The following is a 20,961-nucleotide window of genomic DNA, read 5'->3' as shown; positions in this document are numbered from 1 at the left end:
CTGCTCTACCTGCTCTACCTGCTCTACCTGCTACCGCGCATCCCACGTCGCCAGGAGGGCGGGGAGGTCGTTCGGGGTCGAGAGCACGACCTCGGCGCCGGCCGCCATCAGCGTCCGCCCGTGGGCGCCGACGTCGAGGCCGGGGGGCACCACGCCGACGGCCCGGCACCCGGCGGCGACGGCCGCCCGCTGGTCGTCGACCGTGTCGCCGGCGTAGACGGCCTCAGGCGGGGCGGCGCCGAGCGCGTCGAGCGCGAGCGCGAGCCCGTACGGGTCCGGCTTCTCGCGGCCCGCCTGCTGGCCCATCCCCACGACGAGGGGCACGAGCGCGTCCCACCCGAACCGGCGGAGCGTCCACTCGGCGTCCTCCTCGGGGCGGCCGGTGACGAGCGCGAGCGCGTACCGCTCGGCGAGGGCTTCGAGCGTGGCCGTCTCGACGAGCGGCGGCTCGGTCGCGATGAGCCCGTCGAAGTCGCGGCCGCGGTAGAGCGCGTTGAACGCCTCCTTGATCTCGTCGAACGACGCCGCCCCGCCCGCCTCCTGGACGAGCGTGTGCGAGAGGATCCAGTCGTTGTTGAACCCGCCCTGGTCCTTTTTGGCCTGGATCGCCTCCGGCGTGGGCTCCGTGCCGGTAAACCGGCCGACGGTCTCAGCGACGGCCCGCCGGAACGAGCCGCGGACGTCCACGAGGACGCCGTCCATGTCGAGCAAGACAGCTTTCAAAACGGGCAACGGGCGATGGGTGACGAGTAACGGGCGGGGTGGTCGGGGACGCCCCGCCTTGAATACGACTACCCCGCCCCGCCCGGCGCTTTGCAGCCCGCTCTTCACTCATCACTCGTCGCCCATCTCCTGCAGAAACGCGTCGTTCGACGCCGTGCCGCGCAGGCGGTCGAGGAGGAAGGTCATGGCGTCGACGGGGTCGAGGCCGGCGAGCCGGCGGCGGAGGGCGTGGACGCGGGCGAGGCGCTCGGGCGGCACGAGCATCTCCTCGCGGCGCGTGCCGCTCCGCGCGACGTCGACGGCGGGGAAGGTGCGGCGGTCGGCGAGGTCGCGGGACAGCACGAGCTCCATGTTGCCGGTGCCCTTGAACTCCTCGTAGATCACGTCGTCCATGCGGCTGTCCGTCTCGACGAGGGCCGTCGCGATGACGGTCAGCGAGCCGCCCTCCTCGACGGCGCGGGCGGCGCCGAACAGGCGCTTCGGGCCGCGGAGCGCGGCGGCGTCGACGGTGTCCGAGAGCGTCCGCCCCGCCCCCTCGACGGCCGCCCCGCCCGGGTGCGGCAGGGCATTGTGGGCGCGGGCGAGGCGCGTGATCGAGTCGAGCAGGACGACCACGTCCTGGCCCGCCTCGACGAGCCGCTTGGCCTTTTCGAGCACGAGGTCGGCAATGTGGACCTGGCGCTCGGGCGACTCGTCGAACGTCGAGGCGACCACCTCGACGCCGGGCACGGCCCGCTCGAAGTCCGTGACCTCCTCGGGGCGCTCGTCGACGAGGAGCGCGATGACCGTCGTCCCCGGCTCGTTTTCGAGGATCGCCCGGGCGACCTTCTGCAGGAGGACCGTCTTCCCCGACTGGGGCGGGGCGACGACGAGCCCGCGCTGGCCCTTCCCGATCGGCGCGACCAGGTCGACCACGCGCGTCGAGAGCTCGTCCGGCGTCGTTTCGAGGCGGAGCTGGTGGTCGGGGTAGGCCGGCGTGAGGTAGTCGTAGCCCGTCCGCTCGTCGAAGTCCTCGGGCGCCCGGCCGTTGATGGAGTGGACGCGGATGAGCGCGAAAAAGCGCTGGCCCTCCTTCGGCGGCCGGAGTTGGCCGTCGACCGTGTCGCCGACGCGGAGCGCGAACCGCTTGATCTGGCTCGGGCTGACGTAGATGTCGTCGGGCGACGGGAGGTAGCTGTACTCGGCCGACCGGAGGAAGCCGTACCCGTCGGGCAGGATCTCGAGCACGCCCGCCTTGCGGATGAGCCCGTCGAGCGTGACCGCCTGCGGGTCGTACCCCTGCATGTAGCCGGGCCACTCGGGCGAGATCGGCCGGCGCTCGCGGGACGTCCGCCGCCGGCGGACCTCGCGGCGGCCCTCGGCCGGCGCAGCGCGGCGCACGGACGAGCGGGGGCGGACCGCCGGGCGGTCGCCGGCGTCGTAGCCCGGGCGGGGCGGCGGCTCGGCGGCATCGGCTTCCGCGTCGGCCTGCGCGCCGAGGATCTCGTAGATGAGGTCCCGCCTCCGGAGGTCCGCGTAGCCCCCGATGCCCAGGCGGCGCGCGATCTCGTGGAGCTCGGAGACCTTCTTCTGCTCCAGAGCGGTGATGTTCATGTCGACGGCGCCCCGGCACCGGGGCGCGGGACTGGGGGAGGAGGCGCGGACCGCGGAGAGGGGCGGGGTGCGGTCCGGGGATATATAGACGTGGACCCGGCGGCAAATTGTACCCGGGGTGCCGTCTAACCCACGCCCCCGCTCAGGGTTCGCCCTGGAGCACGGCAGCGACCGTCTGGTGCGACCCCGTGACCAGGAGCCGGTCGGCCGGCCCCGCGGCGTCCTGGAACCGGCGGAGCGCCTCGGCGGGCGTTCCTGCGGGCTCGGCGTCGGCCCCGCCCCGCCCCAGCGCCTCGGCGAGCGCCTCGGCCGAGAGCGCCCGCTCGCCCTCCAGCCCGGCGGCCAGCACGCGGTGGGCAGACGGCAGGCCGGCGGGCCGGCGGGCCAGGAGCGCGCCGAGCGCCGCGGCGTCCTTGTCGGCCAGAACGCCGGCGAGCACCCACAAGCGGCCGCCCTCGGGCACGGCGACGGCGTCGAGCGCCGCCCGCCAGCCGTCGGCGTTGTGGGCCACGTCGAGCACGACGCGCGGGTCGGCGGCCCAGGCCCCGCCCCGCCCGCGCAGGCCGGTCCGCCGGGCGACCTCGGCCAGTCCGGCGCGGACGGCCTCGGGCGTGGGCGGGGCGGGCGACGCAACCTCGGCGGCGCGTACGGCGAGCGCCGCGTTCCACGCCTGGTGCGGCCCGGGCAGCCCGAGCACGACCGGCCCGTAGTCGCGCAGCGGCGTCACGAGGCAGACGCGGGGCGGGGCGGGACCGGGCGGGGCGGAACCGGGCGGGGCGGCCTCCGCGCCGCCAGACCCCACACCGGCGGGCTCGACGCGGCACGTCTCGCGCACGGCCTCCACCACCCCGCCCCGCCCGCGCGCTTCGGTTTCGAGCGAGTCGCGGGCGTCGGCGTCCGCGACGGCGTGGAGGAGCGGGACGCCCGGTTTGGCGATGCCGGCCTTCTCGCGCGCGATCTCGCGCGTTGTCGCGCCCAGCAGGTCCGTGTGGTCGAGCCCGACGTGCGTGACCGCGGCCACGCACGGGACCAGCACGTTCGTCGCGTCGAGCCGCCCACCCAGCCCCACCTCGACGACGGCGAGGTCCACGTCCTGTTCGGCGAAGTAGAGGAGCGACAGCGCGACCGTCGCCTCGAAAAAGCTGGGGCCGACGGCCTCGACCGCCCCGCCCCAGCGGTCGACGGCGCCGTCGAGCCACGCGGGCGGGGCGGGGCGGCCGTCGATGCGCATCCGCTCGCGGAGCGAGACCAGGTGCGGCGACGTGTGGAGCCCGACGCGGAGCCCGGCGGCCTGCGCCACGGACGCGGCGAACGACGCCGTCGAGCCCTTCCCGTTCGTCCCGGCGACGTGGACCGTAGGGTAGACGAGGTGCGGGTCGTCCAGCGCGGCGAGGAGCGCGCGCATCCGCTCCAGGCCGGGCTTGTACGCCGCCGCGCCGGCGTCGGCAAAGCGGGGGAGGGCGAGGAGGCGGTCTTCAGCTGTAGAGGCGGTGGGCACTGGGAACTAGGAAATGGACTCGTCCACCCCGCCCCGCTCACCTACTCCCCGGTCTCCGGTTCCGCCCTTTCCGCCTCCTCCACCCGGCGCCGGTCGCCGCCGAGGTGCGCGAGCCGGAGCCAGACGGTGCGGGCGGGGAGCCACGCGCCGCCCCGCTCGGGCCACTCGACGAGGGCGACCGCGTCGCCGTCGAGGAGCTCGTCGAGCCCCAACCCAGCGAGGTCGGCGTCGGACTCGATCCGGTAGAGGTCGAGGTGGAGGAGCGCGCCGTCGCCGTGCTCCTGGACGATCGTGAACGTGGGCGAGGTGACCGCGTCGGGGTCCAGGCCGAGACCGGCCGCGATTCCCTTGGCGAGGTGCGTCTTGCCCGCGCCCAGGTCGCCCTGGAGCGCGACGACGTCGCCGGGCTCCAGCCGCGCGGCGAGGCGGCGGCCGAGCGCGAGCGTCTCGGCGGCGCCGTCGGTCTGGGCGGGGAGGAGGCCGTCGAACACGGGAAGGCGGAAGGCGGAAGGCGGAAGGCGGAAGGCGGAAGGCGGAAGATGAGCGCCCCGTCCGCGCCGCGCCAGGGGGCGGGGCGGTTCGGCCTCCGTGCACCACCCCGCCCGAGTCGAGGGCGGGGCGGGCGCCTACGGGCGGGGGACCGTCTTCAGCACCACCCCGCCCGGCGCGCCGGGCGGTCGGCTCGGGCGGGGCGGCTCGGGCGGGAGCGTCCCGGACGGGGCGGGCGGATCGTCCTCCGCCCCGCCCTCGGTGAAAAACACCTCCTCGTGGACGTGGTCCTCGGCGACGCCCGCGCGGCGGAGCAGGCCCTGCACGGTCTCGACCATCTGCGGGTGCCCGCAGGCGTAGCCCGCCACGTCGGCGGCGGCCCACCCGAGGCGGTCGAGGTGCTTGCGGAGCACGTCCTCCACGCGCCCGACCTCCCCGTCCCACGCCGGGTTCTCCCACGGCCGGCTGACCGTCGGGACAGCCTCGACGTCGTCCCGGGCGGCGAGCGCGTCCAGCTCCTCGAGGTACGGGCCGAACTCGGCCGCGTGACTCGCGCCCCAGACCACGAGAAAGCGGTCATCCGCCGCCCCGCCCACGGCCACGTGCGCGCGGATCATCGAGAGGAACGGGGCCACGCCGGTCACGGTGCAGGCCATGACGTGCCGCGAGCGCTCCGGGTCGAGCAGGAACCGGCCCGCGGCCCGGCGCCGCACCCAGACGCCGTCGCCCGGGCCGAGCGGCCAGAGGAGCGGCGTGAGCGTGCCCTCGGGCACCAGCTCCACCACGAGCTCGACGAGCGGCTCGTGCGGCGCGCTCACGACCGAGTACGGCCGCTTCACGACGCCGCCGTCGGCGCCGGGCGCCGCCAGCGTGAGGTACTGGCCGGGGAGGAACGTGACCGGCTCGGACGGGCGGAGCCAGATCACGGCGAGGTCGTCGGCCACGTCCAGCCGCCGCTCGACGCGGGCGGGGAGGTAGCCGGGGGGCGGGGCGGGGTGGGGAGCAGGCAACGGGAACGGGAAATAGGAAAATGACGGCCGCCCCGCCCCCGATTTTGACTCTGCCCCGTTCCTCGTTTCCCGTTCCTAGTTCCCGTTCTGCTTCGGGCGGAGCGTGACGACCGGCAGCAGGACCTCCTCCATCGTCACGCCGCCGTGCTGGAACGTGTCGCGGTACTGGTTCACGTAGCGGTTGTAGTTCGTCGGGTAGACGAAGTAGCTGTCGCCGCGGGCGAAAATGTAGTTCTCGTTGATGCCCAGCCGCGGCAGCCCGTACGTCTCCGGCTCCTTGACGAAGATGGCGTCGTCGGTGTCCACCTTCAGGTTCCGGCCGTGCTTGTAGCGGAGGCTCGTCGACGCCTCGCGGTCGCCGATCACCTTCGTCGGGTGGAGCGCGCGGACGGCCCCGTGGTCGGTGCTCACGACGACCGTGCAGTCGTGGCGGGCCAGCTCCTGGAGCGCGGCCAGCAGCCAGCTGTGCTCGAACCACGCCCCGGTCAGCGAGCGGTAGGCCGGGAGGTCGGGGGCGATCTCCTTGAGGATCCGCGTGTCCGAGCGGCTGTGGGCCAAGATGTCGACGAAGTTGACGACGACGGCCGAGAGGTCGTGCTGGAGGTAGTCCGTCACGCGGTCGGCGAACTGGGTGCCGTCGCTCTGCGAGACCAGCTTGTCGTAGCGGACCCGGACGTCGCCGCGGTGGCGGCGCGCGAGGTGGTCGTCGAGGTACTCGGCCTCGTGCGCGTTGAGCGAGGCCTCGTCGCCCCGCTCGTCGACGGTGTAGTTCTGGAACCGCTTGGCGAGGTCGATGGGCAGGAGCCCGGCGAAGAGCGCGTTCCGGCTGAACGGCGTGGCCGTCGGCAGGAGCCCGTAGTGCCAATCCTTCTCGACGTCGTAGAGCGCGCGGAGGTGGTCCTCGAACAGGAGCCACTGGTCGTAGCGCATGCAGTCGATGAGCAGGAACACGACCGGCCGCTCGGGCCGCTCGCCCGCCCCGCCCAGGTGCGGGAACACCCACCGCGGGAGCACCTCGTGGCTGAGGGCGGGGCGGTCGCGGCGCGGCTTCTCGCCGGCCTGGACGTCTTCGATCCACCGCGGGTAGCGGCGTTCGACGAACCCGGCGAAGGCCCGGTTGGCCTCGCGGTACTGGTCGTCGAGGATCTGGCGGACGCCCTCGTCCGCCCCGCCCAGGCCGAGGTCGTGGCGCACGAGCGTCTCGTAGACGTCGGTCCAGTCGCCGGCGTCGTCGGCGCCCCCGATCCGCGCCGTCAGCTCGCCGAACCCCTGGAGGTAGTCCTGCTGGACCTGCGCGCCGCGGATCCGGTCGCCCTCGAGGATCTTCTTGACCGAGAGCAGGATCTGCTTCGGGTTGACCGGCTTGATGAGGTAGTCGGCGATCTGGCGGCCGATGGCGTCCTCCATGATGTGCTCCTCCTCCGACTTCGTGATCATCACGACCGGCGTCTCGGGCCGGGCGCCCTTGATCTCCTGGAGCGCGTCGAGCCCGCCCAGCCCGGGCATCTGCTCGTCGAGGAAGACCACGTCGTAGCCGCCCCGCTCGCGGACGCGGTCGACGGCGTCGGCCCCGTTCGTGACCGTCTCGACGTTGTAGCCCTTGGCTTCGAGGAACAGGACGTGGGGCTTGAGGAGGTCGATCTCGTCGTCGGCCCAGAGGATGCGCGGCATGGGAGCGGGAGTTAAGGGTGTAGCGACGGGCGGGGCGGTCGGGGGTCGGGCGGGGAGGCCGTCCCAACGCTCCGCCCCGCCCCGTGGTGCCCGGACGCAGCGGCAGAGGGCGGGGCGACCGCCCCGCTCGCGCCACAGGGCGGGGCGTTGAGTGCTTCGGCGACTCGGGGCGGGGCGGCGACCGTGCACCCTGCACGGAGGCCCCGTAAACTCACTGCCTCTGCACCCACCCCGCCCCCGCCCGATGCGCCGCTTCTACCCAACCGCCCTCTCTGCTTGCCTGCTTGCGACGCTAGCGCTCGCGGCCTGCGATTCGGCCGACTCCGAGTTCGAGATCGGAGGGACCTACTCCGGCGTGACCGAGGACCTCCGGGATGAAGACACAGGCGAGGGCACGTTCACCACGCTCACGGTCGACATTCCCGACACCGAGAGCGGCGAGTCGTTCCGGTTCGAGGGCTCGGTCATTGAGCAGGGCGGGTTCGACGAGGTGATCGACCCCGTCACCGGCACCGGCACCTACGACCACCCCGCCCTCACGCTCGTCGTGGACGGTGAGGCGCTGACGGGGACCGTCAGCGACGACGGCGACACGATCGCCATCGAGACGGACCCCGGCGACGCCCCGGCCACCCTCCGCCGCCAGTAGCGGCCGCCCCCACGCGCACCCGCCGCCCCGCCCGCACGCCGTGGGCGGGGCGGCGTCTTTGGGGACTCCCGCCGACCGCCCCACCCGACATGGGCGGCCTCGGCTGGGGCGGGGTGGGCGACGCCGCGCGGCGCCGGCCGCCCCGCCCGCGCGAGTAGGTTCCGGCTCCGCCAGCGGCCGGGCGGGGCGGCCACGCGAACGCCGCCCCGCCCCCGTTTCTCGCCCTCCCATCTACTCTCTGCATGACTCTCCGCCCCCTCCTCGCCGCCGCGGCCCTCGTCGCCGCCCCGGCCTTCGCGCAGGACGCCGCCCCGCCCCCGCCGTCAGACTGGCACCTGCTCGGGAGCGACGCCGGCGTGGCCGGCATCGACCTCGACCGGGCGTACGCCGAGCTCGGCGACCGCGACCCCGAGGCCGTCGTCGTCGCCATCATCGACAGCGGCGTCGACGTGACGCACCCCGACATCGAGCCCGCCCTGTGGACGAACGAGGACGAGGTGGCCGGCAACGGCGTCGACGACGACGGCAACGGCTACGTCGACGACGTCCACGGCTGGAGCTTCCTGGGCGGGGCAGACGGCCGGAACGTCGAGCACGACTCGTACGAGCTCGCCCGGCTCGTCAAGCTCTGCCGCGACGGCACGCCCGACCCGACCTACACCGACTGCGAGGCGCTCGAGGCCGACCTCGAAGCCGAGCGCGCGCCGCTCGCGGCGCAGGCCGCCCAGATCGGCCAGATCCTCGGCCAGGTCCGCGGCGCCGACGCCACGCTCCGCGAGCGGTTCGGCGACGACTACGACCCCGAGGACCCGACGGCCCTGGACGTGGGCGACGACCCCGACGCGCAGCGCGCCCAGCAGATCCTCGGCTTCCTCGCCGGCCAGGGCGCCTCGCTCTCCGACGTCGAAGCGGCCGAGGAGCAGATCTCGTCCATGCTCACGTACGGCCTCAACCCGGACTACGACCCGCGCGAGATCGTCGGCGACGACTACGCCGACGTCACGGAGCGCTTCTACGGCAACACCGACGTGGCCGGCCCCGACCCCAACCACGGGACCGGCGTGGCCGGACTGGTCGGCGCCGTGCGCGGCAACAATCTCGGGATCGACGGGATCGCGCCGGCTCGGATCATGGTGCTCCGGGCGGTCCCCGGCGGCGACGAGCGCGACAAGGACGTGGCCAACGCCATCCGCTACGCGGCTGACAACGGCGCGCGCGTGATCAACATGAGCTTTGGCAAGTCGTACTCGCCGCAGAAGGAGGCCGTCGACGAGGCCGTGGCGTACGCCGTCGATCAGGGCGTCCTGCTCGTCCACGCCGCCGGCAACTCGGGCGAGGACATCGACGTCGAGGACAACTTCCCGACGCGGACCTTCCTCAACGGGACGGCCTCGGACGGCTGGCTCGAAGTCGGCGCGAGCACGGCGGACTCGGCCGGCCTCGCGGCCGGGTTCTCGAACTACGGCCAGGCCGGCGTCGACCTGTTCGCGCCCGGCGCCGACGTGACGTCGCTGGCCCCGGGCGGCGGCGTGCAGACGGCGAACGGGACCAGCTTCGCCTCGCCCGTCGTGGCCGGCGTGGCCGCGCTCGTGATGGCGTACTTCCCCGACTTCACTGCCGAGGAGGTCCGCCAGATCCTCCTCGACTCGGCCACGCGCTACGCCGACGACGAGGTCGCGCGGCCGGGCAGCGGCGAGCCCGTCGCGTTCGGGACGCTCTCGGCCACGGGCGGCGTCGTTAACGCCGCCGAGGCGATCCGCCTGGCCAGGGAGCGGTCGATGTAGGGCGCCCCGCCCGCGCGCTCCGTCAGGGCCGGCTCCACCGGGGGCCGGCCCTGCGTCGTGTTCGGCCGGGACGGCGCCGAGCGACCGCGCGCCGCAGGTGTAGGGCGCCCCCCGATTAGGGTGTAGGCGGGGCGGACGGTGAAACGGGGCGGGGCGGGGAGCGTCGGACTCCTTTCCTCTTCCCCCTCTTTATGGACCTCTCCACACCAGCCCTCGCCGCCGGCCTCGGCTGGGCCGCCGGCATGCGCAGCATGGCCGCCCCCGCCCTCCTCAGCCGCGCCCTCGAAGGGCGCCGCCGCCTCCGCCAGCCGGCCGACGCGCTTCACTCGACGCTCGCCCGCCGCCTCCTGACCGTCGCCGCCGCCGGCGAGATGGTGGGCGACAAGATGCCCGGCATGGAGTCGCGGACGGCCCCCCGCGTACTCGCCGGGCGGATCGCATCGGGCGCGCTCGTGGGTGCGGCCGCGGCGGCGGCCCGGCGCACGTCGCTCGTCCCCTCGATCCTGGCCGGCGCGGGCGGGGCGGTGGCCTCGTCCTACGTCATGCTCTCCGTGCGGCGCACCTCCAGCGACGCGACCGGCCTCCCAGACGCGGCCGTCGCCGTCGCTGAGGACGTGCTGACGCTCGCGCTGGGCTCGGTCCTCGCGCGGCGCGTGGCCGAGTAGCCCGCCCCACCCGGGCGGGGCGGCGACCCGCCTCCTCTAACGACGACCGCCCCGCCCTCAACGTGAGGGCGGGGCGGCGCGGTTTAGCGAGCGGGGCGGCTAGTTGTTGTCGCTGCCATCGCCGTCGTCGTCCTGGTCTTTGTTGCCCGTGATGAACCCGCCGGCGATGCCGAGCACGGTCTCCATGTCGAGGCCCTCGTCGAACGCCTCGGTGATCTCCTGGCGGGTGTAGCCGGTGAGGGCGCCCGCGAGGTCCACCCCGCCCTGCGTCACGTTGTCCTCGGCCGGGAACCCGTTGCCGGCGCCGTAGACGGCGGGGACCGGAGCGCCGGGCTGGTCGAGCGGGATCCAGCCCTGGTTGCCGCGGAGCCGGCGGATGGCGGCCGCGTGGCGCCCCTCGACCGAGTGGATCTGGAGCGCCGTCGTCAGGTAGTCCGTGCCCTGGATGGCCCCAGCCTGCCCCTTGTACGCGCGGACGCCCGTGTCTTCGAGCGACTGCGCGAGCGCGAGGAAGTTGTCGTAAGACGAGAGAAAGTCGCCGAACGTGAAGTCGGCGTCCTCGTAATCAACGGGGTCGCCGCCGGCCGCCTCGATCGCGCCGCGGAGGAGCGCGACGTGGGCCGTCTCGTCGGCCTCGATCGTCTCGACGAGCGGGCGGGCTGTGGAGAGATAGTTCATGTCGAGCGCCTGGCGGTAAAACGACCGCTCCAGGTACTCGAGCGTGAGCGCGTAGTTGAGGACCTCAAACGCCGTGTTGCCGCCCGACTGGGCAAAGGCAACGGACGGCTTGAGGAACGGGATGGAGGCCGCGGCCGCGCCGAGGCCGATCTTGCCGACCGTGTGGAGGGCGCGGCGGCGGGAGGCGACGCCGGCCGCCGCGTCGGCGTCGAGCGTGGAGAGAAGGTCAAACATGGGGAGTCGGAATAGAGGGAGAGACGGACAGGAGCGCCAGTGCTACGACGGCACGTTGACGGCGCGGATGACCGTGCGGACGAACGGGTCGACCGCCCCCAGCACCTCGCTGGGCGTGTACGCCGGGTCGAGGCCGTTCCCGTCGATCTGGCTTCCGCCCCCGATGCGCGTCCCGCCGATCGCGTTGGTTTCGAGCAGGCCCGCGATGACCGAGGCGTGGCGGGCCTCGACGGATACGATCTTGCCCGCGATGAGGAGGTAGTCCGCGCTCTCGAGGTACCGCCCCGCCCCGTTGTACGCGCCGACTCCCGTGTCTTCGAACGTCCGCGCCGCTTCGAGCACGCTCCGGCGGTCCGAGAGGTTGACGGCGCTAAAGTCGACCTCCAGGTCCGGGAGCACGGCCGCGGCACCGGCCGCCTGCTGGATGGCCGTCGCGAAGAAGTCGCGGTGGATGTTCTCGTGGGCCGAGAGGGCGCGGAGGACGGCCTGCTCGTCGGCGTTGAACGTCGAGCCAAAGCCGGCGTCGGCGACGACGGCCGAGTAGAACGCGGCCTCAAGCTGTTCGAGAGCGTACGCGTAGTTGAGCACGCCGACATCGGACGAGAAGTCGAGCGTTACTGCGCCCGCGTCGTCGTCGTCGTCGTTCGTGTCGCACGCCTGGAGCGTGGTCGCGGCCGCCGCGACGCCCAGACCGAGTCCAGCTCGCTTAAAGAACCCGCGGCGGTCGGTTGCCGCGAGAGCGGGGGGCAGGGGGGATGACATAGGGAAGGGGGGTCGTGTGGTGCTGTCTGGAACCGCCTCCAGACACCCGAATGTCCCGCCCCGCCCGAAGACGGGGCCGCGTCCGACCTGCACGTACGTGTCTGTCCGACAACGCGCTCCGACGACACCCCGCCCGGAGCCGCCTCTCCGCCCGGGCAGCACCCCTTAATACAGACCGCCCCGCCCTCGACGTCGAGGGCGGGGCGGCCGCATGTGGACGAGCCCTGGGCGGGGCGGCGGCCTCTAGACCTCGGCTACGCGCAGGTCCTGCGCCTTGAGTTGGAGCGTCGTCCGCCCGTTCCACGTGTTCTCGTCGACCTGGAAGGCGAGCTCGAGCGGGCGCCCGCGGCGGACGCTCGCGAGCGCGGCGTCGTACCGCTCGCTCAAGCCGAACCCGATGACGGGGAACGTCGCCCCGCCCTCCTGCTGGGCCACGCGGAGCCGGAGGTGCTGCTTCTGCGCGCCCACGCGCGACGGCTGGCCGACCACGCGGAGCCCCTCGCCCCAGAACACCGGGCGCAGGTTGTCCGGCCCGTGCGGGCCGAACTGCTTGAGGACGCTCCAGAACCGCGGCGTCACGTCGCCCAGGTGGAGGTGGGCGTCGACCTCGATCTCGGGGACGAGGTCGGACGGGTCGTCGACGGCGAGGCCGACGGCGTCCTGCATCCGCCGGCGGAGCTCGTCCACGCGGTCGATGGGGAGGGCGAGGCCGGCGGCGAAGGCGTGGCCGCCGAAGCGGTCGAGGAGGTCCGAGCACTGGGCGAGCGCGTCGTAGATCGAGATGCCCTGGACCGACCGGGCCGAGCCCTTCGCCGTGCGCGTGTCGCCGTTCGAGGTCATGAGGACCGTCGGCCGGTGGAAGTGCTCGGCCACGCGGCTGGCTGTGATCCCGATGACGCCGGGGTGCCACCCGGGCTTGTAGACGACGAGCGCGAGCGGGTCGTCGTCCATCTGGCGCTCGGCGAGCCGGAACGCCTCGTCGCGCGTTTCGCGGTCGAGCTCGCGGCGGCGGATGTTGAGGCCTTCGATCTCGTCCACGAGCCGCTGCCCCTCGACGGCGTCCGTCGTGGCGAGCAGCTCGGCGGCGATGCCGGCGTCGGCGATCCGCCCGGCGGCGTTGATGCGCGGGCCGATCTGGAACACCATCTTCGACGCCGTGCACGCATCCAGGTCGACGCCCGCGCGGTCGGCCAAAAGCGTGAGGCCGAGCCGCGGGCGCTCGACGAGCTGCTTCAGCCCGGCCCGCATGAGCACGCGGTTCTCGCCCACCATCGGCACGATGTCGCACGCCGTCGAGACGGCGACGAGGTCGAGGTACGGCCACGCCTCCTCGGGCGGCAGGCCAAGCTCGGCGAGGACGCCCTGGATCAGCTTGAACCCGACGCCGCATCCGCTCAAGCCCTTGAACGGGTAGTCGCAGTCGGGCCGCTTGGGGTCGAGGACGGCCACGGCGTCGGGGAGCACGTCGCCCGCCGTGTGGTGGTCGCAGATGACGAGGTCGAGCCCGCGCGCCTTCGCGTATGCCGCCTCGTCGACGGCCGTGATGCCGCAGTCGAGGGCCACGATGAGCGAGGCGCCGCGCTCGACGGCCGCGTCGATCCCGGCCTCGCCCAGCCCGTATCCGTGCTCGAAGCGGTTGGGGATGAAGAACGAGGTGTCGAGCCCCTGCCCCTGCAGGAACGTCGTCATCATGGCCGTCGACGTCGTCCCGTCGACGTCGTAGTCGCCGTAGACGAGCACGCGCTCGCCGCCGCGGACGGCCCGCGCCACGCGCTCGACGGCCCGGTCCATGTCGCGCATCAGGCCGGGGTCGTGGAGACGGCCGAGGGCGGGGCGGAAAAACGTGTGGGCGTCGTCGAAGGACCGGACGCCGCGGAGCGCGAGCGACCGCGCGAGCGCGTGCGGGAGCGCGTTGAGGTCGGAGGCGATCTGGTCGACGGCGGCCTCGTCCTCGACCGCGCGGAGCGTCCAGCGGGTCGTCGTGCCGGGGTCCTCCGACGGGGAGGGCGCGGCGGGGGAATCCTCGGTCATAGGTGCCGGAGCGTTCCCGCCCCGCTCTCTGTTTTACTAGCGTCCAAGATACGGGGCGGGCGGGGCGGGCACCGGGCCGCTCTCCCCACCCCGCCCGTCTCGCGCGGGCGGGGCGGTCCTCAGGCGGAGCGCCGCCCGACGAACCCGAGCATCCGCCCGGCCGCCCCGCCTTCGGCGCGGTACGAGTAGAACCGGCCGTCGGCCACCGTGCACGCGTCGGTCGCCTCGACGCGGGCGGGGCGGACGCCGAGCGCCCGGAGTTGCCGCTCGATCTCGGCCCGCAAGTCGATGTGCGGGCGGGGCCACTCGGGACGCCGCACGACAACCGAGGCGTCGAACTGGGCCGCGACCTCCTCGCCCACCTCGAACGCCTCGGCCGAGATGCACGGGCCGACATAGGCGAGCAGGCGGGCGGGGTCGGCGCCCACCCCGCCCATCGCCTCGACCGTCCGCCCGACGACACCGGCGACGGTCCCGCGCCACCCGCTGTGACACGCCCCGACGACGCCGGCCTCGGAGTCGGCGAGCAGGACGAGCGCGCAGTCGGCGGCGATCACGCTCAGGAGCAGGCCGGGACGGTCCGTCACGAGCCCGTCGTGATCGGGAACGTGCCCCGCCTGTCGAACAACGACGACATCCGCTCCATGCACCTGCCCGACAGACGCGACCGCTATCCCCGTCTCCCGAGCGAGCCGCGCGCGCGCCGCGTCGAGCGGCTCACCAGCGGGCGAAAAGGCGCGCGTCGTAAACCCGGCGACGAGCCCCGGAGCGTCCGCGAAGAGGGCGGGGCGGAGAGCGGCGTCGGTCATCCTATTCCCAGCGCCTCACGCGCCGCCCGCTCGGCCACGTCCATCGGGAGCTCGCGGCCCGTCCACTGGCGGTAGCTCCCCGCGGCCTGCGCGAGCAGCATCGGCAGCCCGCCGATCGTCGTCGCCCCCCGCTCGGCCGCCATCCGAAGCAAGGGCGTTTGGGCGGGGCGGTACACGAGGTCGTAGACGACCTGGCGGGCGTGGAAGTCGCTGGCTTCGGCCCACGGCGTCCGCCCATCGCCCATCCCGAGCGGCGTGGCGTTCACGACGAGCGCGGCCTCGCGGACGGCGCCGCCAGCCTCGCCGGGCGGGGCGGCGACAAGCTCCGCCCCGCCCGCGACGTGGTGGAGGTCGTGGATCAGGCGCTCTGCCTGCTCCGGCCGCCGGGCGACGACGGTGACGCGGCGCGGGCTCAGGTCGCGCAACGCGCCGTAGACGACGGCGCGGGCCGCCCCGCCCGCTCCGAACACGACGACGGTCTCGTAGCGGGGCGGGGTGGCGAGTCGCCTGAGCGGGGCGAGGAATCCGTCGATGTCGGTGTTATCGGCTCGCCAGCCCTGGGCGGTGCGGACGAGGGTGTTGGCGGCGCCGACCACTTCGGCACTGTGCGTCACGGCGGATGCCAGCGAGAGCGCCTGCTCTTTGTGGGGGATCGTCACGTTTGCTCCGGCGCCTCCGAGTGCCCACAGCCCCTCCACCGCAGCCGGCAGCGACGGCCTGTCCACGTCGCACGCGACGTAGGTGTAGTCCAACTCCTGCGCCTGGAAGGCCGCGTTGTGGAGGGCGGGCGAGACGGAGTGCGCGACCGGCGTCCCCAACAGAACGACCAACCTCGCTGCCACTACGCCCTCTCGTCTCCAGAGACGGGGCCGCGGGGGAACCCACCCGACCTCAGGTCGCCCATCAGGTCGGGGTACGCCCGCCGAATCTCATCGGCCCGCGACGGGTCAAGCTCTGCCGCTCGCCGGAACGACCGCACGGCATTCTCCCGCTGGCCGACAGACGCGAGCGCCCAGGCCTGGCGCAGGTGCGCCTCGCTGGATTCGGGGTCGAGGCGGATAACCTGCGAGAACGCTTCGAGCGCTTCCGTTCGGAGCCCCATCTCCAAACACGTCTCCGCCAAGTCGAGCCACGCTTCCTTGTTCGACGCGTCCAGTTCGATGACCCGCCCGTACGAGCGCAACGCCTCCGCGAGTTGGCCGGCGTTGTACTCCGTGTCCGCTCGGGCGTGCCAGTACTCGCTCTCCTGTGGCGTGAGAGAGATGGCCTGCGAAAATGCAGCCAGCGCGTCGGCGTAGAGGGACTGAGCGTCTAGGGCGCAGCCCATCCCGTACCACGCATCGGCATACTCCGGGTCGTCGCCGACGGCGCGGCGGAAGTAGTCGACGGCCGCCTCGTATTCGTTTAAGTCGTCGTACGCGAGCCCCAGGTTGTAGAACGTGGACGCGTCTCCGTCCTCGTGCTCCAGCACCTTGAGGTAACTCTCGGCCGCCCCCCGGGCGTCGTCCAGGTTCGCAAGGGCGTTCCCCCGGTTGTACCACGCAGACGTAAATCCGTCGTCGATCGCGACCGCGAAGTCGTACGACTGTACCGCCTCGTCGTACTTCCCGACCTGATTGAGGACGATGCCTCGGTTGTACCACGCGTTCTGCGCGTACGGGTCGACCTCAATCTGCTGGTCATACGCGCGGACACTTTCATCAAGGCGTCCCAACCTGTCGTAGCAGTACCCCAACTCGTACCACACCTCCGGGTGCTCCTCGTCGATCTCTGCGCACCGCTCGAGCGCGAGAGCCGCTTCATCATATCGCTCCAGCTTCTCAAGCGCGATTCCGCTGTTGAAGAGAGCGTCTGCCGCGAGAGGGTCAACTGTCAATGCGCGGTCGAACGCAACGAGCGCGCTTTCTGAGCGGCCTAAGGTGTCAAGCGTGATCCCGTAGTTGACAAGCGTCTCCGGATCGATCGGGTTCAGAGACAGAGCCTGCTCGTACGCTCTCAAAGCCTCCTCGTGCCGCTCCATGTGGTTCAGCAGCACCCCCCTCCGCATCCACGGATCGGACGCCCCTGCGGACCGTTCGATCTGATCGTCGACAACACGGAGGGCCTCCTCAAAGCGGCCCACCTCGAAGTAGTAGGCGGCGATGTGCTCCAGGTCGTCTAAGGCAAAGAAACCTGCAGCGCCGTCGCAGAGAGAAGCCTCGTACGCCTTTACCAGTTCGTCCGTGCGGTCGTCTCCAGCGGGATCATCGAACTCGTAGTCGAACATTCGCGCGAGCGTTTAGGCTCTATGTGAGCAGGAGATCGGGACGAGGCCATCTCGTTCCTATGGGCGTGCCTAGTATAGCTGGGGGCTTCGGGTGATGCAACGCGCAGGCCGTTCACACCAGCGCCGCCCACTTCCAGCATTCCTTCTCAGTCGTCCCGCTTGTCGGCCCTCTGCGCCACGTCATGTCTCAGCCCCTCTTCATTTCCTTCGAAGGCATCGACGGCTCTGGGAAGAGCACGCAGGCAAAGCTCCTCGCCGGTGAGCTGCGCCGCCTCCAATATGACGTGGTGGAGGTCCGAGAACCCGGAGGAACTCCGTTGGGGGAAGATCTAAGGGGCATAGTACTCGACAGCACACGCACGGTCTCGCCACGAACTGAGCTGCTGCTATTTAGCGCAGCGCGCTCTCACCTCGTCGACACAGTCATCAAACCTGCTTTGAGCAGGGGCGCCATCGTGATCGCGGATCGGTTTGCTGACTCCTCAACGGCTTACCAGGGTGGAGGGCGCTCCCTGAAAGAATTCGAGTGGTTCGAGACATTCAACGATTTCGTTGTGGCAGGTCGGCAGCCAGACCGAACCTACTTCATCGATGTCACTCCCCAACAGGCAAAGAATCGAAGAGACGAAGGCGGAAGCGATCGGATCGAGAAGGAAGACATCCCCTTCTACAAGAGAGTCCGAGATGCGTATTTCCGCCTCTACGAGTCAAACCCGGATCGGATTATCCGTTTGGATGGTGCAGCCACAGCTGAGGCGATTCGTCAGAATGTACTGGATGACATCCTTGGCCTCCTAAATCCAAACAGAGTTCAGTCAAACAAATAAGCCCCGACGCTCTAAAGCGTCGGGGCTTAAGGGGACTTGGCGACGACCTACTCTCCCACCTAAAAGGCAGTACCATCGGCGCTGCGGGGCTTAACGGCTCTGTTCGGAATGGGAAGAGGTGGATCCCCCGCGCTATAGTCACCAAGAATCGGATGACATATGGATAGCCGTAGCAAAACTGCATAGGGCAGAGACAACAGGCAGTGCCTGCAACTCTCCTTGCAAATATTCATCGAGCGTCTTGAGACCCTCCTGGCGTACGTACACGCAGTCGAGGTGGAGTGCATCAAGCCTGGTAGATAATTAGTACGGCTCGGCTGAACATGTTGCCATGCGTACACCTACCGCCTATCAACGTCCTCATCTAGAACGATCTACAAGGGAGAACTCATCTTGTGGTGGGCTTCGTGCTTAGATGCTTTCAGCGCTTATCCCTTCCCGACGTAGCTACCCAGCAATGCAACTGGCGTCACAACTGGTACACTAGAGGTCAGTCCGTCTCGGTCCTCTCGTACTAAAGACAGATCCACTCAATTCTCCAACGCCCGCAGCAGATAGGGACCGAACTGTCTCACGACGTTCTGAACCCAGCTCGCGTACCGCTTTAATGGGCGAACAGCCCAACCCTTGGGACCTTCTTCAGCCCCAGGATGCGATGAGCCGACATCGAGGTGCCAAACCTCCCCGTCGATGTGAACTCTTGGGGGAGATAAGCCTGTTATCCCCGGCGTACCTTTTATCCTTTGAGCGACGGCCCTTCCATACGGGACCGCCGGATCACTAAACCCTACTTTCGTACCTGCTCGACCTGTATGTCTCGCAGTCAAGCGCCCTTGTGCTTTTACACTCTACGCACGATTACCGACCGTGCTGAGGGCACCTTTGGGAGCCTCCGTTACAATTTGGGAGGCGACCGCCCCAGTCAAACTACCCACCTAACACTGTCCCCCTGCCGGATAACGGCAGCGGGTTAGGCGCCGACCAAAACGAGGGCGGTATTTCAAGGGTGGCTCCACGACGCCTAGCGACGCCGCTTCAAAGCCTCCCGCCTATCCTACACACGTTTTGGCCAGAGTCAATGCTAAGCTGTAGTAAAGGTGCACGGGGTCTTTCCGTCCCGCTGCGGGTACCCGGCGTCTTCACCGGGACCACAATTTCACCGAGCGCGCGGTCGAGACAGTGCCCAACTCGTTGCACCATTCGTGCAGGTCGGAACTTACCCGACAAGGAATTTCGCTACCTTAGGACCGTTATAGTTACGGCCGCCGTTTACTGGGGCTTCGGTCGAGAGCTTCGCCTTACGGCTAACCCCCTTCCTTAACCTTCCAGCACCGGGCAGGTGTCACTCCCTATACGTCGTCTTGCGACTTGGCAGAGAGCTGTGTTTTTGCTAAACAGTCGGTTGGGCCTTTTCACTGCGGCCCTCCGAAGAGGGCGTCCCTTCTTCCGAAGTTAGGGGACCAATTTGCCTAGTTCCTTGACCGCGCATCACTCGAGCGCCTGAGGATACTCTCCTCGCCTACCTGTGTCGGTTTACGGTACGGGCACCCTTGGCAACGTACGACGCTTTTCTCGGCAGTGTGCTTGGGGTCACTATGGGTTCACCTCTCGGATCCCCCTACTGTCGTGGTTCGGCCTTAAAGGAGCAACGGATTTGCCTACCGCTCCAGCCTACGCACTTCAACGACCCATTCCGTCGGGTCGCGGACCTTACGCTGCTGCGTCACGCCTCACGTTAACGCCTTTGGGTGGTACGGGAATATTAAACCCGTTTGCCATCGCCTACGCCTTTCGGCCTCGGCTTAGGTCCCGACTAACCCTGTTCCGATTAACGTTGAACAGGAACCCTTGGGCTTACGGCGGACGGGCTTCTCACCCGTCTTATCGTTACTCATTCCTACATTTTCTCTTCCAGTTGCTCCACCAAACCTTACGGTTCAGCTTCAGCGCTGCTGGAATGCTCCCCTACCACTCTACGTAGTAGAATCCGAAGCTTCGGCGCCATGCTTGATGCCCGATACATTTTCGATGCCGGACCGCTCGACTAGTGAGCTATTACGCACTCTTTAAATGAATGGCTGCTTCTAAGCCAACATCCTAGTTGTCTAAGCAGTCCGACCTCCTTTGGTCAACTTAGCATGGACTTGGGGGCCTTAGCTGTCGATCTGGGTTGTTTCCCTCTCGGACACGGATCTTATCACCCGCGCCCTCACTGCCTCTGAACGTGTGTCCGGCATTCGGAGTTTGTCTGGAGTTGGTACCCGGTGAAGGGCCCGCGTCCAATCAGTGCTCTACCTCCGGCACACTATGGAGAGACGCTGTACCTAAATACATTTCGGGGAGTACGAGCTATTTCCAAGTTTGATAGGCCTTTCACCCCTACCCACAGCTCATCGGAGCCTTTTTCAACAGACACCCGTTCGGTCCTCCACGCGGTCTTACCCGCGCTTCAACCTGGCCATGGGTAGCTCACCTGGTTTCGCGTCTACCTCCACTGACTGTGCGCCCTATTCAGACTCGCTTTCGCTTCGGATTCGGCGCTAAACGCCTTAACCTTGCCAGTGAAGAGTAACTCGTAGGATCATTATGCAAAAGGCACGCCGTCACCCGATATACGGGCTCCGACTGGTTGTAAGCACACGGTTTCAGGTACTATTTCACTCGCCTACTAGGCGTTCTTTTCACCTTTCCCTCACGGTACTAGTTCACTATCGGTCACAAGAGAGTACTTAGCCTTACCAGATGGTGCTGGCAGATTCCCACAAGATTTCTCCGGTCCCGTGGTACTCAGGAACACTGCGGCGCTGCTCGCTTTACGTCTACGGGACTATCACCCTCTATGGTGTGGCTTTCCAGACCACTTCGTCTTCTGCTTGCAGATCACCGTGTGCAGGTCCTACAACCCCGAAAGAGCCGAAACTCTTTCGGTTTGGGCTCTTCCCCGTTCGCTCGCCACTACTTAGGGAGTCACTAATTGTTTTCCTTTCCTCCGGCTACTTAGATGTTTCAGTTCGCCGGGTTGGCCCCTACACCCTATGTTTTCAGGTGCAGGTAACAGGTCTTCAACCTGCTGGGTTTTCCCATTCGGAAATCCGCGGATCGTCGGGTATTTGCCCCTTCCCGCGGCTTATCGCAGCTTATCACGTCCTTCGTCGCCTTCTTGTGCCAAGGCATCCACCGTGTGCTCTTAATCGCTTGATGCGACCTCGATTGAGTCTACGTTCGATCTGGAGAGTCTCCAGTCGCTCGATGCTTTGTCTCAGCAAGACGAA

The 20,961-nt window shown here is 69.6% G+C and carries 16 protein-coding genes and 2 rRNA genes; 4 read left to right on the top strand and 14 right to left on the bottom strand.

What is annotated here, in order from left to right:
- Positions 1 to 30: 30 nt before the first annotated feature.
- The 6 genes from RM540_RS08125 to porX all read right to left on the bottom strand — a co-directional run bounded on the left by RM540_RS08125 (position 31) and on the right by porX (position 6,984).
- On the bottom strand, positions 31 to 723 hold the full coding sequence (locus tag RM540_RS08125; RefSeq protein ID WP_311663052.1) for a TIGR01548 family HAD-type hydrolase: 693 nt from the start codon (positions 721 to 723) through the stop codon (positions 31 to 33).
- 111 nt (positions 724 to 834) lie between these two features.
- Positions 835 to 2,316 (bottom strand): transcription termination factor Rho, encoded by a 1,482-nt coding sequence (gene rho, locus RM540_RS08120; protein ID WP_311663051.1) that lies wholly within the window; start codon positions 2,314 to 2,316, stop codon positions 835 to 837.
- Positions 2,317 to 2,458: 142 nt separating this feature from the next.
- The gene (locus RM540_RS08115) at positions 2,459 to 3,814 is read right to left on the bottom strand and encodes a bifunctional folylpolyglutamate synthase/dihydrofolate synthase (RefSeq protein WP_311663050.1); all 1,356 of its coding nucleotides are present in this window, start codon (positions 3,812 to 3,814) and stop codon (positions 2,459 to 2,461) included.
- 41 nt (positions 3,815 to 3,855) lie between these two features.
- Positions 3,856 to 4,305: a tRNA (adenosine(37)-N6)-threonylcarbamoyltransferase complex ATPase subunit type 1 TsaE gene (gene tsaE, locus RM540_RS08110; RefSeq protein WP_311663049.1), complete on the bottom strand. Its 450-nt coding sequence runs from the start codon at positions 4,303 to 4,305 to the stop codon at positions 3,856 to 3,858.
- Between the two features lie 135 nt (positions 4,306 to 4,440).
- Positions 4,441 to 5,313: an FAD-binding oxidoreductase gene (locus RM540_RS08105; protein ID WP_311663047.1), complete on the bottom strand. Its 873-nt coding sequence runs from the start codon at positions 5,311 to 5,313 to the stop codon at positions 4,441 to 4,443.
- A 75-nt stretch (positions 5,314 to 5,388) separates the two neighbouring features.
- Positions 5,389 to 6,984 carry a T9SS response regulator signal transducer PorX gene (gene porX, locus RM540_RS08100; RefSeq protein ID WP_311663046.1) on the bottom strand — a complete coding sequence of 532 codons (1,596 nt, stop codon included), beginning with the start codon at positions 6,982 to 6,984 and terminating at the stop codon, positions 5,389 to 5,391.
- 244 nt (positions 6,985 to 7,228) lie between these two features.
- On the opposite strand from porX, the gene RM540_RS08095 reads away from it, so the two are divergent.
- The 3 genes from RM540_RS08095 (at position 7,229) to RM540_RS08085 (ending at position 10,082) form a co-directional block, all read left to right on the top strand.
- Positions 7,229 to 7,633 (top strand): hypothetical protein, encoded by a 405-nt coding sequence (locus tag RM540_RS08095; protein ID WP_311663045.1) that lies wholly within the window; start codon positions 7,229 to 7,231, stop codon positions 7,631 to 7,633.
- A gap of 242 nt (positions 7,634 to 7,875) precedes the next feature.
- Positions 7,876 to 9,417, top strand: a complete 1,542-nt coding sequence (locus RM540_RS08090; protein ID WP_311663044.1) for a S8 family serine peptidase — start codon at positions 7,876 to 7,878, stop codon at positions 9,415 to 9,417.
- Between the two features lie 191 nt (positions 9,418 to 9,608).
- Positions 9,609 to 10,082, top strand: coding sequence for a DUF4126 family protein (locus RM540_RS08085; protein WP_311663043.1), 474 nt, complete (start codon positions 9,609 to 9,611; stop codon positions 10,080 to 10,082).
- A 99-nt stretch (positions 10,083 to 10,181) separates the two neighbouring features.
- Here the strand turns inward: RM540_RS08085 and RM540_RS08080 are convergent, their stop codons facing one another.
- From RM540_RS08080 to RM540_RS08055, 6 genes are all read right to left on the bottom strand, one after another.
- The gene (locus RM540_RS08080; RefSeq protein WP_311663042.1) at positions 10,182 to 10,994 is read right to left on the bottom strand and encodes a ferritin-like domain-containing protein; all 813 of its coding nucleotides are present in this window, start codon (positions 10,992 to 10,994) and stop codon (positions 10,182 to 10,184) included.
- Between the two features lie 42 nt (positions 10,995 to 11,036).
- Positions 11,037 to 11,756, bottom strand: a complete 720-nt coding sequence (locus tag RM540_RS08075) for a ferritin-like domain-containing protein (protein WP_311663041.1) — start codon at positions 11,754 to 11,756, stop codon at positions 11,037 to 11,039.
- Positions 11,757 to 11,999: 243 nt separating this feature from the next.
- Complete coding sequence (gene recJ / locus RM540_RS08070) at positions 12,000 to 13,787, bottom strand: single-stranded-DNA-specific exonuclease RecJ (protein ID WP_311663040.1); 1,788 nt, start codon at positions 13,785 to 13,787, stop codon at positions 12,000 to 12,002.
- A 119-nt stretch (positions 13,788 to 13,906) separates the two neighbouring features.
- Positions 13,907 to 14,596, bottom strand: coding sequence for a purine nucleoside phosphorylase YfiH/LACC1 family protein (locus RM540_RS08065; protein ID WP_311663039.1), 690 nt, complete (start codon positions 14,594 to 14,596; stop codon positions 13,907 to 13,909).
- Positions 14,593 to 15,438: a shikimate dehydrogenase gene (locus RM540_RS08060; protein ID WP_311663038.1), complete on the bottom strand. Its 846-nt coding sequence runs from the start codon at positions 15,436 to 15,438 to the stop codon at positions 14,593 to 14,595. The genes RM540_RS08065 and RM540_RS08060 overlap by 4 nt, the downstream gene beginning before the upstream one ends.
- Positions 15,438 to 16,862, bottom strand: a complete 1,425-nt coding sequence (locus RM540_RS08055; RefSeq protein WP_311663037.1) for a tetratricopeptide repeat protein — start codon at positions 16,860 to 16,862, stop codon at positions 15,438 to 15,440. Before RM540_RS08055 ends, RM540_RS08060 begins: the two co-directional genes overlap by 1 nt.
- 182 nt (positions 16,863 to 17,044) lie before the next feature.
- On the opposite strand from RM540_RS08055, the gene tmk reads away from it, so the two are divergent.
- Positions 17,045 to 17,689: a dTMP kinase gene (gene tmk, locus RM540_RS08050; RefSeq protein ID WP_311663036.1), complete on the top strand. Its 645-nt coding sequence runs from the start codon at positions 17,045 to 17,047 to the stop codon at positions 17,687 to 17,689.
- 34 nt (positions 17,690 to 17,723) lie between these two features.
- On the opposite strand, the gene rrf is transcribed toward tmk, so the two are convergent.
- A 5S ribosomal RNA gene (rrf, locus tag RM540_RS08045) occupies positions 17,724 to 17,835 on the bottom strand.
- Positions 17,836 to 17,971: 136 nt separating this feature from the next.
- Positions 17,972 to 20,890: ribosomal RNA gene (locus RM540_RS08040) — 23S ribosomal RNA — on the bottom strand.
- Positions 20,891 to 20,961: the final 71 nt, after the last annotated feature.

This window comes from Rubrivirga litoralis (assembly GCF_031846415.1).
Taxonomy (GTDB): domain Bacteria; phylum Bacteroidota; class Rhodothermia; order Rhodothermales; family Rubricoccaceae; genus Rubrivirga; species Rubrivirga litoralis.
This window is presented reverse-complemented; position numbering and strand designations above follow the sequence as displayed.